The 16,516-nt window shown below is 47.4% G+C and carries 16 protein-coding genes; 10 read left to right on the top strand and 6 right to left on the bottom strand.

Annotation, left to right across the window (positions count from 1 at the left end; translation table 11 throughout):
- Nucleotides 1–618, bottom strand: coding sequence for a YitT family protein (locus Q7C19_RS13615; RefSeq protein WP_290788366.1), 618 nt, complete (start codon nt 616–618; stop codon nt 1–3).
- Nucleotides 619–1,029: 411 nt separating this feature from the next.
- Here Q7C19_RS13615 and Q7C19_RS13610 point away from each other — a divergent pair, with 411 nt between their 5' ends.
- A complete protein-coding gene (locus tag Q7C19_RS13610) occupies nt 1,030–2,379 on the top strand; it encodes an FAD-dependent oxidoreductase (RefSeq protein ID WP_214856639.1) in 1,350 nt (449 codons plus the stop codon).
- Between the two features lie 153 nt (nt 2,380–2,532).
- Here Q7C19_RS13610 and Q7C19_RS13605 read toward each other — a convergent pair whose 3' ends face one another.
- Nucleotides 2,533–3,006 (bottom strand): VOC family protein, encoded by a 474-nt coding sequence (locus tag Q7C19_RS13605; RefSeq protein ID WP_035412154.1) that lies wholly within the window; start codon nt 3,004–3,006, stop codon nt 2,533–2,535.
- Between the two features lie 131 nt (nt 3,007–3,137).
- Here Q7C19_RS13605 and Q7C19_RS13600 point away from each other — a divergent pair, with 131 nt between their 5' ends.
- The 8 genes from Q7C19_RS13600 (at nt 3,138) to Q7C19_RS13565 (ending at nt 11,011) form a co-directional block, all read left to right on the top strand.
- Nucleotides 3,138–4,022 (top strand): SDR family oxidoreductase, encoded by an 885-nt coding sequence (locus Q7C19_RS13600; RefSeq protein ID WP_214856640.1) that lies wholly within the window; start codon nt 3,138–3,140, stop codon nt 4,020–4,022.
- Between the two features lie 122 nt (nt 4,023–4,144).
- A complete protein-coding gene (locus Q7C19_RS13595) occupies nt 4,145–4,696 on the top strand; it encodes a maltose acetyltransferase domain-containing protein (RefSeq protein WP_035412148.1) in 552 nt (183 codons plus the stop codon).
- A gap of 98 nt (nt 4,697–4,794) precedes the next feature.
- Nucleotides 4,795–5,679, top strand: coding sequence for a hypothetical protein (locus Q7C19_RS13590; RefSeq protein WP_375092328.1), 885 nt, complete (start codon nt 4,795–4,797; stop codon nt 5,677–5,679).
- 19 nt (nt 5,680–5,698) lie between these two features.
- Complete coding sequence (locus Q7C19_RS13585) at nt 5,699–6,382, top strand: response regulator transcription factor (protein ID WP_290753437.1); 684 nt, start codon at nt 5,699–5,701, stop codon at nt 6,380–6,382.
- A complete protein-coding gene (locus Q7C19_RS13580) occupies nt 6,379–7,650 on the top strand; it encodes a HAMP domain-containing sensor histidine kinase (protein ID WP_375092327.1) in 1,272 nt (423 codons plus the stop codon). The genes Q7C19_RS13585 and Q7C19_RS13580 overlap by 4 nt, the downstream gene beginning before the upstream one ends.
- Before the next feature lie 67 nt (nt 7,651–7,717).
- Nucleotides 7,718–8,797 carry a site-2 protease family protein gene (locus Q7C19_RS13575; RefSeq protein ID WP_035412136.1) on the top strand — a complete coding sequence of 360 codons (1,080 nt, stop codon included), beginning with the start codon at nt 7,718–7,720 and terminating at the stop codon, nt 8,795–8,797.
- A 150-nt stretch (nt 8,798–8,947) separates the two neighbouring features.
- The gene (locus Q7C19_RS13570; RefSeq protein ID WP_375092326.1) at nt 8,948–10,336 is read left to right on the top strand and encodes an MATE family efflux transporter; all 1,389 of its coding nucleotides are present in this window, start codon (nt 8,948–8,950) and stop codon (nt 10,334–10,336) included.
- Nucleotides 10,337–10,444: 108 nt separating this feature from the next.
- Complete coding sequence (locus Q7C19_RS13565; protein WP_290753447.1) at nt 10,445–11,011, top strand: 3'-5' exonuclease; 567 nt, start codon at nt 10,445–10,447, stop codon at nt 11,009–11,011.
- 411 nt (nt 11,012–11,422) lie between these two features.
- Here the strand turns inward: Q7C19_RS13565 and Q7C19_RS13560 are convergent, their stop codons facing one another.
- From Q7C19_RS13560 to Q7C19_RS13550, 3 genes are all read right to left on the bottom strand, one after another.
- Nucleotides 11,423–12,538 carry an NADH-dependent flavin oxidoreductase gene (locus tag Q7C19_RS13560; RefSeq protein ID WP_375092325.1) on the bottom strand — a complete coding sequence of 372 codons (1,116 nt, stop codon included), beginning with the start codon at nt 12,536–12,538 and terminating at the stop codon, nt 11,423–11,425.
- Between the two features lie 92 nt (nt 12,539–12,630).
- Complete coding sequence (locus tag Q7C19_RS13555) at nt 12,631–14,721, bottom strand: MMPL family transporter (RefSeq protein ID WP_375092324.1); 2,091 nt, start codon at nt 14,719–14,721, stop codon at nt 12,631–12,633.
- A gap of 69 nt (nt 14,722–14,790) precedes the next feature.
- Nucleotides 14,791–15,585, bottom strand: a complete 795-nt coding sequence (locus Q7C19_RS13550; RefSeq protein WP_081780437.1) for a hypothetical protein — start codon at nt 15,583–15,585, stop codon at nt 14,791–14,793.
- Between the two features lie 115 nt (nt 15,586–15,700).
- On the opposite strand from Q7C19_RS13550, the gene Q7C19_RS13545 reads away from it, so the two are divergent.
- The gene (locus tag Q7C19_RS13545) at nt 15,701–15,874 is read left to right on the top strand and encodes a YycC family protein (RefSeq protein WP_069201452.1); all 174 of its coding nucleotides are present in this window, start codon (nt 15,701–15,703) and stop codon (nt 15,872–15,874) included.
- A 47-nt stretch (nt 15,875–15,921) separates the two neighbouring features.
- Here the strand turns inward: Q7C19_RS13545 and Q7C19_RS13540 are convergent, their stop codons facing one another.
- Nucleotides 15,922–16,404, bottom strand: coding sequence for a site-2 protease family protein (locus Q7C19_RS13540; protein WP_056059874.1), 483 nt, complete (start codon nt 16,402–16,404; stop codon nt 15,922–15,924).
- Between the last annotated feature and the right edge of the window lie 112 nt (nt 16,405–16,516).

Raw genomic sequence — 16,516 nt, 5'->3', positions numbered from 1 at the left:
TCACTGCGTGACTTTTTGTACGACAGGTGCCGGTACGATGACAGGCTCCCGTGTCATGACAGCCACGACACGTCCAGCGATTGCTACAGCCAGTAACGTATATAACGTTAAGCTGAGCGGCAGATAGACGAGTGAGATGACTAACACGATGGCATCGAGTCCGAACAAGATCGTCCCGATCGATAGACCTGTTAGTTTACTGAGTCCCATCGACAGTAGATCGTCTCCACCTGTCGCTGCTCCACTTTTCAAAACAAGTCCGAGACCATATCCGGTCACGATTCCGCTAGCGATCGCTGCGATGAGCGTCGCTGGCCAAGCCTGTTCTGGAAAGTGGAACAAATCAAGTCGGTGCCACATCTCGTAAAAGAGTGATAACGCACCTGCTGAAAGTAACGCTTCGCTGACGAAACGTTTTCCTTTGAAGTACAAAGCGCCAATGAAAAATGGAATATCGAACACGATCATCGAGATCGAAGGATTGATATCAAAAAAGTATCGACCGAGCAACGATAACCCAATAAAGCCGCCTTCTGCTAATCCGAACTGTTCATTCAATGTGTAGTAACCGAACGCCATGATCAGCGTTCCGGTTAAGATGGTTGCGATTCGTTTCATGTTTTATTGTCCTCTCCCATTTACATCGTGGGAGAGGTTTTATACGTCCCGTTTGGGTATTCATCTATTTTCGCTCTCCCTGATTTTTATAAGCCATTACCGTCTTGTTCGTCTTGACCGGTACTGCTAAAAATCAGGTAAGCTGAATAGATGATTGGTCCTCTCGGTATCCATCGGTTTCCACCCCTTCATTAAAAATCTATTTTCATTATAACCCGAATTTCAGTAACTAAAACAGTTTTACGCATTCTTCACATAATCCAAACACTTTTGCTCACTCATTCACAATTTAGACAAGATTATGCTCAATGTTGAACAAACTACTTGAAAGTGAACTTGTGAAGGATTACACTAAGTATATCAAATGAATGTGATTTACATCACAAACAAAACACAAAGGAGACTTTACCCATGAAAGTAGCAGTCATCGGATGTACACACGCAGGAACAGCAGCAGTCAAAGAACTCGCTTCACAACAAGATGTCGAGATCACCGTTTATGAGCGGAATGACAATGTATCGTTTCTCTCTTGTGGGATCGCACTTCACGTCGGTGGTGTCGTCAAGCACGCGGAATCGCTATTTTACTCGTCACCAAGTGAACTTGCTGAGCTCGGAGCCGAGATGCGTCTGAAACATGATGTACTCGAAATCGATAGTGAACGTCAAACGATCGTTGCGAAAAACCTTATGACTGGTGAAGTCGTTCACGATACGTACGATAAACTCATCATGACGACTGGATCTTGGCCAATCATTCCAATGCTTCCTGGTATTGAGTTGAACCAAATCGAGCTCTGTAAAAACTATCACCACGCTCAAACAATCATCGAAAAAGCATCAGATGCAGAGCGAATCACGGTCGTTGGTGCAGGCTATATCGGTGCTGAACTCGTCGAAGCGTTTGAAGCCTACGGAAAAGATGTTACGTTCATCGACAGTGCAGATCGCATTCTCAACAAATACCTCGACCGCTCGTTCACTGACGTCATTGAACGCGAATTAACAGATCGCGGCATTCGTCTTGAACTTGGACAAACCGTCCAAAGCTTCAAAGGAGAAAACGGTGCTGTCACACACGTCGTTACAGATAAAGGCACATTTGAAACGGATCTCGTCATTCTCTGTGTCGGTTTCCGCCCAAGCACGGAACTCTTAAAAGGACAAGTCGATATGTTACCGAACGGTGCCATCATCGTTGACGATTATATGCGGACGAGCAACCCGAACATTTTTGCTGCTGGTGACAGCTGTGCCGTCTATTACAACCCAGCTCGGACACATGCCTATATTCCACTCGCAACGAATGCTGTCCGGATGGGTACGCTCATCGGAAAAAACTTACTCGCGCCAAAGATTCGTTACCAAGGAACACAAGGCACATCTGGTCTTCGCTTATATGATTTGAACATCGCGTCGACTGGTTTGACAGAAGAAGCGGCACCCTTGTTCGGACTTGAAGTGAGCAGCACGACAGTTACAGATGCGTATCGTCCAGAGTTCATGCCAACAGCAGAAGACGTCCAATTGAAGCTCGTCTTCGAGACGGCAACACACCGTGTCGTCGGTGCACAAATCATCTCAAAAGTTGATTTGACACAGGCAATGAACACACTTTCTGTCGCGATTCAAAATGACATGACACTTGAAGAGCTCGCTTTCGTCGATTTCTTCTTCCAACCGCACTACAACAAACCGTGGAACTTACTAAACCAAGCAGCTCTACAAGCAATGAGCGAGCGCCAATCAGCTCGTGTCTAAATTTATTGCAAGATAGATTAAGTGCAATTTTTCTCTATTATGAGGAGAAAGATTGCACTTTTTGTTCATTTCGAACCGTTTTCTATAAAAGAACACGTCATGCAGTTTGCGATTTGAATGCGTAATCAATGACTGAACGTTACAGTCACCTCTTCATTTTTCCGTTTCAATCTGATAAAGATGCTGCCAGTCCTGATACGACATCGTTCCGTTCATCGTCTCCATATCAAAGCGTAACGGTGCGATCAATTCGAGTGAATTACCATCTGGATCCTCGAAGTAGATTGCTGCGTGCGCATGTGGATGATTATCGAGAACGAGCGGTTGATTTGCTCCTGCTACACCGAAGGCTGATCGAACTTCAATCCCTCTCTCCTTTAACCAGTCCTGTGCTTTGTCGATATTTTCATGCTCCATCCTAAACGCAACATGGCGAATCGACGGATGATACGGTAACTCAGCTTGACCTGCTTTCCATAGCCCCAACCAACTCTTACCGTGCTCGATCCAAAAGAAAGCGACGCGTTCATTTCGGAACGCACATTCAAGACCTAACTCTTCGTAAAAGACAATCGATCGTTCGAGCTCTTTGACCGGTAAATGGGCTTCATACAGTCCAGCAATCATCTTCTTCACACTCCTCTTTTTCGAGTGTAAACCATCAATTTCCAAATTTACTACCATCAAAAACGTTTAATCCGACTTGTTGAGGGAACATACAACCTATACCAAAACCAACTTTCAGGAGGAATGTTTACATGGCTGCATCGAAAAATCCGTTAACACAATACTTCAATGACGATTTCCCAAAACAATATCAGGACGCTCCAGCGGTTCAAGCAAAAATGGAACCTGTTCCCGATTGTGGAGAAGAAAGTTATAAAGGTTCTGGCAAATTGATCGGCAAAAAAGCATTGATTACGGGTGGCGACTCCGGCATCGGCCGAGCAGCAGCAATCGCCTACGCTCGTGAAGGGGCTGATATCGTCCTTAACTACTTACCGGAAGAACAACAGGATGCTGAAGAGGTCAAAGCACTCGTTGAAGCAGCGGGACAAAAAGCATATCTCTTACCTGGTGATTTAAGTGATGAAGCGTTCTGTGGACAACTCGTCAAAGAAGCACACGAATCACTCGGTGGACTCGACATTTTGGCACTTGTCGCGGGTAAACAACAAGCTGTCGAAAACATTCTCGACCTTTCGACGGAGCAATTACGCAAGACATACGAAATCAACGTCTTCTCCCTCTTCTGGGTCGTCAAGGCAGCCTTGCCACTCTTAAAGGAAGGCGCTTCGATTATCACGACGACATCTGTCCAAGGATATAATCCAAGCGCGAATCTCTTGGATTACGCTTCGACGAAGTTTGCCATCAACGGTTTCACGCGTGGACTCGCTAAACAAGTCGCGCCAAAAGGAATCCGTGTCAACTCCGTCGCACCTGGTCCGATTTGGACACCGCTTCAAATCTCGGGTGGTCAGCCAAGCGAGAACATTCCAGAGTTCGGGCAGGAAACACCACTGAAACGAAGTGGTCAACCGGTCGAACTGTCTGATGTCTATGTCTTCCTTGCTTCAGACGCTGCAAGCTATGTCACAGCGCAAATCTATGGTGTCACAGGTGGAATCGAGTTAGCATAAGGATCGAATCTCGACAGGGTAGCTTCGGCTATCCTGTTTTCGCGTGTCTTAACGGGATATCAGTTGCATCACCCGGTGCCATTTAGTCTAATGAAAGTAATAACGATGAAGGAGTGAATCAGATGACTGAAAAAGAAAAGATGATTAAAGGGGAACTCTATTTAGCACAAGATCCAGAACTTGTGGCCGACCGCATCCGGGCACAATCGCTCTGTTATGAGTTTAATCAATTGAGTGTCCATGATCGTGCCAAGCGAAAGATGCTTTTGCAACAATTATTTCAGACGGAGCAAGCCGACTTTTACATCGAACCGACCTTTAAATGTGATTATGGCTACAACATTACGTTAGGGGCTCGTTTTTATGCCAACTATGACTGTGTCTTGCTCGATATTTGTCCGATTACGATCGGCGACAACTGCATGCTTGCTCCAGGAGTACATATCTATACCGCGACCCACCCACTCGATCCTGTCGAGCGCAATAGCGGTTATGAATTAGGAAAACCAGTCGTCATCGGGAACAATGTCTGGATCGGTGGACGCGCGGTCATCAATCCCGGTGTGACGATCGGAGATAATGCAGTTATTGCCTCAGGTAGTGTCGTCGTCAAGGATGTACCGGCAAACAGCGTCGTTGGTGGAAATCCAGCTCGGATCATCAAGACGATCTAATTCTCATCAAATTCTAATCTGTTCCTCAGTTTCCTTTCACGTGGTCTGGTTATTCTAGGTATAAGAACAACAGCCACTACTCAAAGGAGGACATCATCATGACTGAAAAACGAACAGATAAAGGAAATAAACGTTTCAAAAAAGGAATCGCTACACTTGCCGTAACGGGTACAGTCTTAACAGGAGCTGGTGCGTTCCTACTCTTCACAGGCCCAGGACACTCTCTCGTCAACTCGACGGTCACCACTTCACAGCAGACAGAGCAAAAAGTCGAAGCTGCTTCGCGCCAAGTCAAACAAAAGCTTCCTGCTTCAATGCGTGACGATCAAGAAATCGAAGGCACATTGCAGAAACTATCAGATCGTTCGATGACGATCGACGTTAACGGTGACGCTCAGACGTATGACTTTGCTTCGTCAGTAGAACGTGAAGCCGTGCAAAAAGAGGATTGGGTCAAAATCGATCTGAATGCGAATCAGCAAATCACGGAACTTGAGCGAGAAGATCCAGATGATCGCAATGACCGAGAGGACGATGGCAATCGCTCAAATGATTCATCGGACGATGCGAATGAACGGTACGGTATCCTTCGTGCCCTATCACAAAGTGAATTGACACTCGAACAAGAGGGACAAGAGACGATCTACGCAATGGCGGATCGTGCGGAACGTGACGCTGCGAAATCTGGGGATATCGTAAAAATCGAATTGAATGCAGATGGTCAAGTCCGTGAGCTTGATCGGGAAGAAGATGACGAAAATCGTAATGATGTACGCGATGAAGACCGTGACGATGCACGGGAGCAAGAAGTCCGCGGTACACTCTCTAAAATAACGAATCAAGAGATCATCATTGAACAGAATGGTGCGCAAAAATCGTACTCTCGTACATCAAACATGGAACAAGATGATGACATCCGAGTTGGTGGTTCCGTCAAACTTGAGTTGAACGCATCAGACGAAGTGACAGAAATCGATGAATGATCATTAAAGGAGGATGTTTATGTCAACCACCATCTTAATCGTTGAGGACGACGCGAAAATCGCACGCCTCCTTGAACTCGAACTCCAATATGCCGGGTACGCGACACGTGTCGCCCCCAACGGAAAAGATGGTCTCGCTGCCGCTGAGCATTCGGTTGATCTCGTCTTACTCGACGTGATGATGCCGGAGCTGAGCGGCTTCGAGGTGTTGCGCAGGCTCCGTGGAAAAGGCATGCACGTCCCCGTCATTATGCTAACAGCACGTGGAGAAGTGTACGATAAAGTCGCGGGACTCGATCTTGGTGCGAATGATTATGTGACGAAACCGTTCGAGATGGAGGAACTCCTTGCTCGGATCCGAGCGTTATTACGCACTCCGACTTCAACTAGTAACGCACCGCGCACGTTACAGTTCGCTGATCTTGTACTCAATCTTGATCGACATGAAGCATTTCGCAATGAAGGGCGACTCGATTTGACACCACGTGAGTTCGAACTTCTGACATATTTACTAGAAAACAAGGAACATGTCCTGACACGCGAACAAATCCTAAATCACGTCTGGGGGTACGATTACTTCGGCGAGACGAACATCGTCGACGTCTACATCCGTTATCTTCGCAAAAAAGTCGATGCCCACCCTCCAGCTTTGATTCAGACCGTTCGTGGGGTTGGTTATGTGCTACGGGAGGCGATCCCATGAAGCTTCGAACGAAGCTTGCTTTATCCGTCACCGCCTTTACGACACTCTTGTTATTCTTTTCGTTCATCGTCGTGACACTCGTCGTCCAAAATCATTTAATTGAATCGCGTTATACCCAACTGGAACAGGCAGAGGAATTGATGGAAGATGATTCATCGGTCCGGACATTGCTGACGCTTCATGAGGATGCTGTCGTCTTATCGAACGAAAATGGACGCTGGGTCATCTCACACGATGAAGATGGCGACGACTCGTCTACTGTTAACGGAGACGTACAAGCAAATGACCTCCCCGGTATCCCACGCTCGAAGGAACCTTTTAAGTCTGGCGATTGGTTCGGCATCGTCTATCAGGATCAAGCCTATCTGTTCGAAGATGAGAGCGTCGATGATACAGTCTCGACACTCGTTTTGACCTTCACCATCGTGTTGGTCGTTGGAATCCTGATCGCGTTCATCAGTAGCTTCTGGATTGCTTATCAGACGCTCCGCCCGCTCAGGCAACTAAATGATACGATGCAACGAATCTCCTCTTCTGGAACGCTTGAGACCGTGCAGACCAAACGTGATGATGAGATCGGTCGCCTCGGTCGCGTCTTCAATCAGATGATTGGTCGTGTCGATCAGACGATGGAACAACAACGGCAGTTCGTCGCGGATGTCTCGCATGAAATGAAGACACCCTTGACCGTCATTGAGGGATACACTCAATTATTGAAACGCTGGGGCAAAACGAAGCCCGACGTACTCGATGAATCGATCGAACACATCTTGCAGGAGACACATGCGATGCGGACGACCTTGATTGAGCCTATGCTCGAATTGTCTCGTCTCGGTTACGAGGAAACATCTGTCGAAGTGATTGACTTAGCAGAGCTTGGAAGCGAACTCGCTGATCGGATGTATCACGCAACAGGGACGATCATTCCTGTTGATGCCTCCGGAACGATTCGGGCAAATCGCGAAGCGGTGTTACGTATCTTGACGATCTATATCGATAATGTCCTGAAGTATGCTACTTCACCAGAATTGTACCTGCGCAAAGAACGTCTGGCTGTCCTTGATCGGGGAACGTCTCTAACGGACGAAGAACGCGCTCGGTTATTCGACCGGTTTTACCGACTCGATGCAGCACGCGATCGTTCAGGAAGTGGACTCGGATTGTCGATTGCTGCTGCACTTGCGACGACACATCATTTTGAGGTTGGTAGTGAAGCGCGTCAGCCAGATGGAAGCTGCTTCTATTTAATCCCCGAGCAGTCTGAATGAAACTTTTTCTACAATTGTGTCGTACACTTAAGGAAGAACGTCACATAATGAAAGAAGGAATTTCACGATGGCTAAAAAACGTTGGGGTGGACTTGCTGTTGCCGGCGCCTTTCTCTTGACGAAAGGAAAGGTCATCCTTGCCTTATTGAAATTTTCAAAGTTCGGAGGCACTCTGATTTCGTTCGGAATCTCGCTTCTCTTTTACGCTCAAATATTCGGTGTTTGGTTCGGGGTCGGATTGCTCTATCTCCTATTCATTCATGAGATGGGACATCTACTCGCCGCTAAACGACTCGGTTTTAAGACCGGTCCTGCCATTTTCGTTCCGTTCATGGGAGCCGTCATCGGCATCAAGGATACATTTCGAACGCCAAAACAAGAAGCGATTCTCGCGTACGGTGGACCACTCGCTGGTCTCGTATCCCTGATTCCGCTTGCGATCGGATATGCTGTGACGGGAAATGACTTCTGGCTCGTCATCTTCCACCTCGGGGCTCTATTGAATCTCTTCAACCTACTTCCCGTCAGTCCGCTTGACGGCGGACGGATTCTTGCGGGACTTCCGATCATCGTCTGGGTCGCGGGACTTGCTGCCTTGATTGCCTACGGTATCACCCACTTTAGTCTGATTTTGCTCTTGATTGCCTTTTTAGGCGGCAGTGCCGTTTGGAAAAGGTATAAGTTCGCGAAACAATATGAGGCGAACCGGTCGACCTTAATGTTGTACCGTGCCGCACGTGAACGCGTTTTACGGGCAAAGGCAGAGCAAGAACGTGCAGACGCTGAAGTCGCACTTGCTCCAGAACTAGAAGGTGAGGAAGAACAAACAATCGAGAGTACCTACGATCCGATTGCTTGGTCACTTCGTCTCGATTTACAAGACTTGCGACAAGCGAGTCCGGAAGAGGCACGCCAGGAAGCAGACGATCTGTTACGGTATCAATATGATGCCGCCAACGATTACGATGCCTTATTGCGACGGATCGATCAGCGGATTGAACCACTTCGTCTTGCTGAAGAGTCTGTTCAGTATCATCAGATGCCGAAAAAACAACAAACGATCACGCTCCTCGCTTATTTGGCGCTCGGTGCTATTTTATTCATTGCTTTCGAATATTCGAAAGGTTACCTGCCTACACCATCTTAAATCGAGATCCATCGGATGCGCTTCATGGCGCATCCTTTTTTCATAGAACGAACACATTGACTAGAGTGATTTCTTGCATCTCGTTAAAGAAGCGACTACTCTGAGTAAAACCCTACTTACCACTTGTCTAAAATAGGAGGTCCTCCTTCCATGAATAAAAACACTGCCCGTTTGGGTGAAGCACCTGTCAATCAGCTTTTACTTAGTCTCTCTTTACCAGCGATGGTCGGGATGCTCGTCACGGCACTCTACAATATCGTCGATACGATTTTCGTCGCTCAAGGAATCGGTACGGCTGCCGTGGCCGCCGTCGGAATCGCTTTCCCCGTCCAGCTCGTATTAATGGCAATCGCCAACTCGATCGGGATCGGTGGTGCTGCAATTGCGTCACAACGACTCGGTCAAAAACAAACAGATGGTGCCAGTCGTGCTTATGCCAACGTCTTGATGGCTGTTTTCTTTATCAGTATGCTCGCTATCATCAGTGCTTTCATCTTCGTCGAACCGTTGCTACGTCTCTTTGGAGCGACGGATGAGATCATGCCGTACAGTATCGCTTTCTTACGCGTCCTCTTGATCGGATCTCCTTTCTTCATGTTGACGATGGCGTCGAGTGCGATGCTCCGCGCAGAAGGACGCGCGAACTATCAGATGCGCGTCATGCTGACGACGGTTGCGATCAACATCATCCTGACACCTCTGTTCATCTTTGGTCTTGATTGGGGTATTCAAGGGGCTGCACTCGGGACAGTCGTTGCACAAATCGTCGGTGCGTTACTCGTTTTCCGATTTTTCTTTACGAAGCGTCGGCAAACGGGGTTAACTCTCGATCGAAATGCTTTCAAACCGGATTTCCGTTTAACGTTTCGGATGATGCAAATCGGATCATCGTCGTTCATCATGCAGGTCTCCCAATCGATTCTGTTCATCACCGTCAACCATATGCTCGTCCGGTACGGGGGAACGACTGAACTTGCGACGTTTGCGGTCATCAATAAGTTCATGGCACTCGTCGGTATGCCGATCATGGGAATCGTACAAGGGATGCAACCGATCGTTGGCTATAACTTCGGTTCCCGACAGTTTAGTCGGATGTCGCTTGCCATCAAGTTGGCAATCCGCTACGGCTTATCGTTATCGATCAGCTTGTGGTTACTCATTCAACTGTTCCCTTGTTTTTGGGTCGGCTTGTTCACAGAAGAGGCGACACTTCTACAGGAAGGCTCGAGTGCGATGCGTATCTTATTCGCCTTATCGTTCGTCTACGGAATTCAAATGATTGTCAACGGAATGTACCAATCGCTTGCAAAAGCAAAAGTCGCTTTATTCTTGTCCTTGTCACGCCAAACGTTATACACGATTCCACTCGTCTTGATATTGCCAGTGTTCTTCGGTGTCAATGGTGTCTGGTTCGCTTTTCCGATCGCTGATGCAATGGCTGTTTTGACGGCCCTTGTTTTCGCCTATAAAGATCGCGTTCTGTTATTTAAACCGGAAGAGTACGTCGCAGAGGAACAAAAAGTCGCTACCGCGAAGTGAATGGAATGGATCTAAGATCGTCTGCTTTGCAGATGGTCTTTTTTGATGGACTTCCAGAATACGAACATGTATTCTGTTACTAGTGAATGACAGAAAGGAGCCTGCTGGATGTATACATTAGCAATTGACTTTGAAACGGCAAACCGAAATAGCCGAAGCATTTGTGCGTTTGGTTGGTCCGTTCTCTCGAACGGTCGTGTCACGGAGAGTAAACAGGTCTTAATCAATCCAGAAGAAAATTTCGATGCTGGAAACATTCGGGTCCACGGAATTCGTCCGAGCGATGTCTTTGATGCGCCGACGTTACCTGAAGCAATGGAAGCCCATGGCTTATACGATTTGATTGCAGGCGCTCAACTGATCGTTGCTCACAATGCATCATTTGATATGGGGGCACTCCAAAAAGCGATTCAAAAATACGATATGTACCAGATGCCCGCTTTCACCTACGGCTGCACGGTCAAATTATCCCGCAAATTGTATCCTTGGTTGCCGAACCATCGATTGAATACGATGGCAGAGTTTCTCAACGTCTCTTTCCAGCACCATGATGCGAAAGAAGATGCCTACGTCTGTGCGTTACTCTTAAACGATATGTTGGAACGAACGAACCTACAGGATCCGGTCACCTTGCATACGTTTTGTGGCGTTCGGATGGGACAGGTTGCCTATTAATAAACAAAAAAATTGTAGACAACAGGGATGACTCCAAAAAATGACGCGTCTCTTCACGCCCTTTCCTCAGGCGAGACACGAGCCAGTTTTCCCGCTTCGAGCAGGAAAACGGGTCTCGTTTGTCTCTGACAGCGCATAATGCGCTTTTTCCTGTAGGAGTGGCGTGAAACGCGTTATTTTTTTCTAGAAGAAGGATTCGAGAAGCGTTTTGTTCACTCGACATCGCTTCCTAGGGAAAAACAAGCAAGAGCGACCCTGCAGCGAAGCGAAGCGGCGCGATGCTTGTCCCAGGAAAACGATGCGAGACGAACAAAAAAGCGCAATCCTTCTCGTTAGAGAAAAATTGCACTTTACCTTCAGTCTCAAAGCACTCTAGACACGAAATCTAGAGTGCTTTTTGATGATGTTCTATTATTTACTTGTTTGTTTGATCGGGAACCAACCTGGACGACTTGTGATGCCTGCCCATAATGCATCTGGAACGACGAGTTCTGCTTGTGCTTCCGGGTCAAGTTCTGTTCGGATTGACGCAAGGTCACCCGCTTCGACTTTCTCAACCCATTTCGGTTCCATGATGAGTTCACGACCAAGAGCGATCATCGGAACGACAGCCAAACCTTGTTCGACTTCATCCGCTGTGTGAAGCGATCCGACACCGATGACAGGTACTTGTTCGCCAACACGTTCTTGGACGAGTGTAATAGGTGATGTCGTTTCATTTTCATCACGAATTGAACCTGCGAAGAAGTCCATCACGGAAACGTGCAAGTAATCGAGGTCTTTTTTCGCCAGCTCATCGACGAGGCGCATCGTATCATCGAGTGTGATTCCTGGATTTTCAATTTCTTCTGGAGAGAAACGGTATCCGACGATGAACGAAGGATTTTGTTTAGCGACAGCTTCGACTGCATCCACGACAGCTAATGGGAAGGCGAGACGTTTTTCTAAGCTACCGCCCCATTTATCTTCACGACGATTTGAGTGTGGTGAGAAGAACTGTTGGATCAAGTACGTGTTTGCACCGTGAATCTCAACACCATCAAATCCAGCTTCCATCGCACGGCGTGTCGCTTGACCGAATGCTTCGATGATTGCTTCGACTTCTTCTGCCTCTAACGCACGTGGTGTCATCGCACCTTCACGCACGGGTGCAATAGCACTTGCACTGACCGTTTGCCCACCGACGAGTTCTGGTGGTGCCATACGACCAGCGTGGAAGATTTGTAAGATCGCTTTTGCGCCTTTATCTTGAATCGTTTTCGCGAGTCGCTTCAGACTCGGCACGAGATCGTCACGATGCGCACCAAACTCATTCGGGAATCCTTGACCGTCTGCTGTGACGTTCGCACATGCTGTAATGATAGCGCTGACGCCACCTGAACGTTCTGCGTAGTACGCGAGTTCCGCATCCGATACTTCGCCGTTCTCTTGTGCCGCATAGTTCGTCATCGGTGCCATCAAGACGCGGTTTTTCAGCGTCACACCGTTTGGTAGTGTAAATGGTTCAAACATTGCTTGAGTTGCCATGAGTGAAGTGCCTCCTCTAATTTCTTGAATTGAATATCGACAGTATACGCTCGTCTTCCTCTGAATAGCTACTGATGTGCTTACGCGATGTGTCACTTGCGGATCGCTTTACGACGCCCTCCCGGCCACCACCAGTTCCAGTGACCAAATAGCTTCATCAGTGCGGGGACAAGGAGCATCCGGACAATCGTAGCATCAATAAAAATTGCAAGCGCGATACCGACACCAAGTTGTTTGATCGGACTAACACCTGTAAAGGCAAACGCACCGGTGACGACGATCATGATCAAGGCAGCGGACGTAATGATTTTACTCGTCTTCGCCAGTCCCATCTCGGTCGCATGATCGTTATCGCCCGTCTCGTCATAATATTCTTCCATTCGCGAGACGAGGAACACTTCATAATCCATCGATAAGCCGAAGACGAGTGAGAAGATGAAGACCGGTGTTAGAATGCCGATCGTCTCCTGCGGAAGAACTGCGCCGGACTCGAACAAGACGACGAGTAATCCAAACGTTGCTCCTAAACTGAGCAAATTCATCAGAATCGCTTTGATCGGAATCAAGATGGATCGGAACGCGATTAGCAGAATGATGAATGTCGCCAAGACGACGACACCGACAGCCAGTGGGAGTTTCGATTCAATGGCATCATAAATTTCCTGATTAAAGGCTGCTGGTCCCCCGACAAGGTAACCGTCCGCCTGCACCTTTCGTACCCAGTCTTGCGAAGTAGCATCGCCGGGATCTCCTTTTAAATTGACGTTGATCCGTGCTTGATCGTTCTCTGATAGAAACGGCTTCAGTGCATCGCGCCCAGCCGAAACAGCGAGTAACTGCTCGAGTGGAACCTGTTGCTGTTCCGCGATCGTTGCGGCGGACACGACGGAACGCACTTCTGAATCTGATTCGAGTCGAATCGTCACATCTTCGATTTTTTCTCGTCCCACCTCTGAGGAAGCATCCGCAGATAAGATGAGAACGGCGTCCGTTCCATCGTTCCCGAATGTTTTTTCCCACGACTCAAAGGCAAGACGCGACGGATAGGATTCCGGCAAGGCAGTTGCTTGCGGAATGTTCAACGTCAAGTCACGTAACGGAAATAAACAAGGTAAAAGAAGTAATAAAGATAGAATCGTCACTGTGACAGGGCGCTTCATGACGAAACGTGCGAGGCGGCGCCAACGATCTTCTCCACGACCTGCTTGTTGCCGGAAAAGTCGTCCTTTTTCTAGTACCTTCCCGAAAACGATTAATAGTGCCGGTAATAATGTCAACGCACTGACAACCGCCCCGAGTACCGAAACGAGTGTCCCGATTGCGACAGCGCGGAAGACATCAACATCAATCAACAACAATCCGGCAAGTCCGACGAATACACAGATTCCGGAAAATAAAATCGAGCGTCCTGCCGTCTCGACCGAACGAATCGCTGCCGACCGAATCCCTTGTCCGTCCTGCCGTTCTTCACGGAACCGATTAACGTATAACAGCGAAAAATCAATGCCGAGCGCCAGCGAAATCATTGCGACCGCATTCAAGACGAAGATCGATAACTCTTGTTGTCCGGCAACGAAATAAAGAACACCGGCACCAAAAACAAAAGTGACGAGTCCCATGATCAAGGGTAAGATGGCGGCAACGGGTGTACCGAAAACGAGTAGTAAGACGATCAATGCTGCTGGAATTCCGATTAACTCAGCTCGGATGAGGTCATTTTTGGACGCTGTATTCAAATCATCAACGACGACCGGTTCACCCGTTAGCCGAATCGTTCCGGTACCATCCAGTTGACGTGTGACCGCTGTTGCCCATTTCGCATCAAGTGTTGGTACACCGACTGTCACGTATCCCTTATCGTCCCGCATCGCTCGCGGATTTTCGACGGGACCAATGACGTTCCCGACTCCTTTGATGTCACGGAAGCGCTCGACATGTTGTACCATCGTTTGTCGTAGATTCTCTTGATTCTCAAATAGGACGATGATTGTATGTGGATCCTGCCCAAAATCTTGAGCGAGCACCGTTTCGACACGTTGAAAATCACCGTCACGTGTAAATCCATTTCCTTCTAGACGATCGGGTAATTGATATGCAAAATAACCAAGCACGACGAGTAGAAGCCCCCAAACGACCAACACTCCTCGAAAATACGCACTAATCAGATGACCAAGCCGTTCCATGATGCGTCTCCTTCCTGTATAAACGTACAAAAAACATCCTTCTTGCTGAAAAGCGAAAAGGATGTTTCATTACGTCTTTTGAAAAATTTGAACCCATGTGTTGCCGAATGTAGTCGATGTCGACACGATCGCAAGACGCCGCGCCTCTTCATCGAGTAACACACTTTTGAGTAAAACGGAGGAGTAGCATCCCTCGAACTTATATTTCAGCTGACTCTTCTCATACAAGTAAAACCGAGAGGAATCGGTGATCGAAAACAATTGGTGCCGGTGGTCAACGAGTGAATACTCCGCGTAATCCGAAAAAGGAATGACCGATTCCTGATTCGTCGCGGCATCCCAAATCACATACCGTTCTTGTAGATCATCATAGGAGATGATCGTCGTAGGTGCGATGAATCGCTCGAACGTCAAACGTGTATCATATCCTCGCTCAACTAAGCGTCCGAACAGCGGCACCTCTTCATAGTTTGAGTACCGCCAGTCCCCTGTTTGAACGTTCACACAGACGACGTCCGTTTCTGCCGTGTATAGGAAGATTTCATCATCTTGCCACAAGAATAAATTACTGAACCATGCTTCGGAGAAAGCAGCGGGTCGCTTAATGTAATTTAAATGCCCTTGCTCTAAATCCAATAAACCAAAATAAGCTGACTCTTCAAATACGATGAACAATCGTCCACCGCCTGGCTCAATGTACCAGGAGAATGGAACATACGCACATGCTGTTTCCCACAGTGGTCTTAAATCCGCATCACATTTCATAAATCCGTGGCGATCTCGAAAAAGAAGCAAATCCTCCCCGATGCGATCAAACAGTGAGACGGATTCATGGAGTAACAGCTCTGCAGCAGGTTTATACATATGCATCACTTCCTACTTCATACGGTATCAACCTTCTCAGTTTCTCGCTACTATTGATGCGCTCGTCTTGCACCTCCTGTTATACTAACTTCATGGAAAAAGGAGGACGAACACGATGAAACCTTTACAATTATCCGCAGAGACAGCTGTCGAACTTGCGAAACGTCTGAACGTACCACTTGAACAACTAATGCATATGCCACGCCATATCTTGATTCAAAAGCTCGTCGAACTCGAGCAGGAACAAGCGAACACGGAACCTGATTCGTCTAGCGAATCGGAATCTTGAGTAAGTAGCCTCTTTTCCAACGGTGGAAGGAGGCTTTATTTTTCACCTTAGGATTGCGGATGGTATTCTGATTTACCATACCGGAAGACATTAATGATTGCTTTCCCATCACTCGGATAACCGTTCGGATGATCGATCGGGAAGAGGGAGAAAAAGACGAAATAAAACGAAAAATACGCGAATTGATAGGTAAAGATCGACGCCTCGAACACACCGGCGTAAATCAGACCATTGATGGCTAAGATACTCGCCACGTTTGCAATCGATCCACCGGCATAAACCAGAATGTTGGCGAATTTCGTCTCCTTACGTAGTGCCTCATATTGACACCAACCATCCCAAAAATAGACGCGATTCAAACGAATCGGACCAACACGAAGTAACGACTTTCCTGAACCGATATTGATCTCCATGTTTCCGCCGAATAATCGGGCAAAAAAGTAATGTCCCATCTCATGAATCAATGTCACGATAGGCAATAGTAAAAAGAACGACAAAAAGAATTTCCATAAATCACCGAAACCGAACATACAACGTACATCCTTTCACGTCAAAACAACATTTAAAATACTACATATGAATTGTTCCCGAAAGATGTATGTTCAAACAATCTTTCAATGATTTTCGTAAGTCAATTGTATG

It is taken from the genome of Exiguobacterium sp. PHA03 (genome assembly GCF_041945985.1).
GTDB lineage: Bacteria > Bacillota > Bacilli > Exiguobacteriales > Exiguobacteriaceae > Exiguobacterium_A.
Note: the sequence above shows the minus strand (reverse complement) of the source record. Positions and strands in the feature narration are given on the sequence as shown.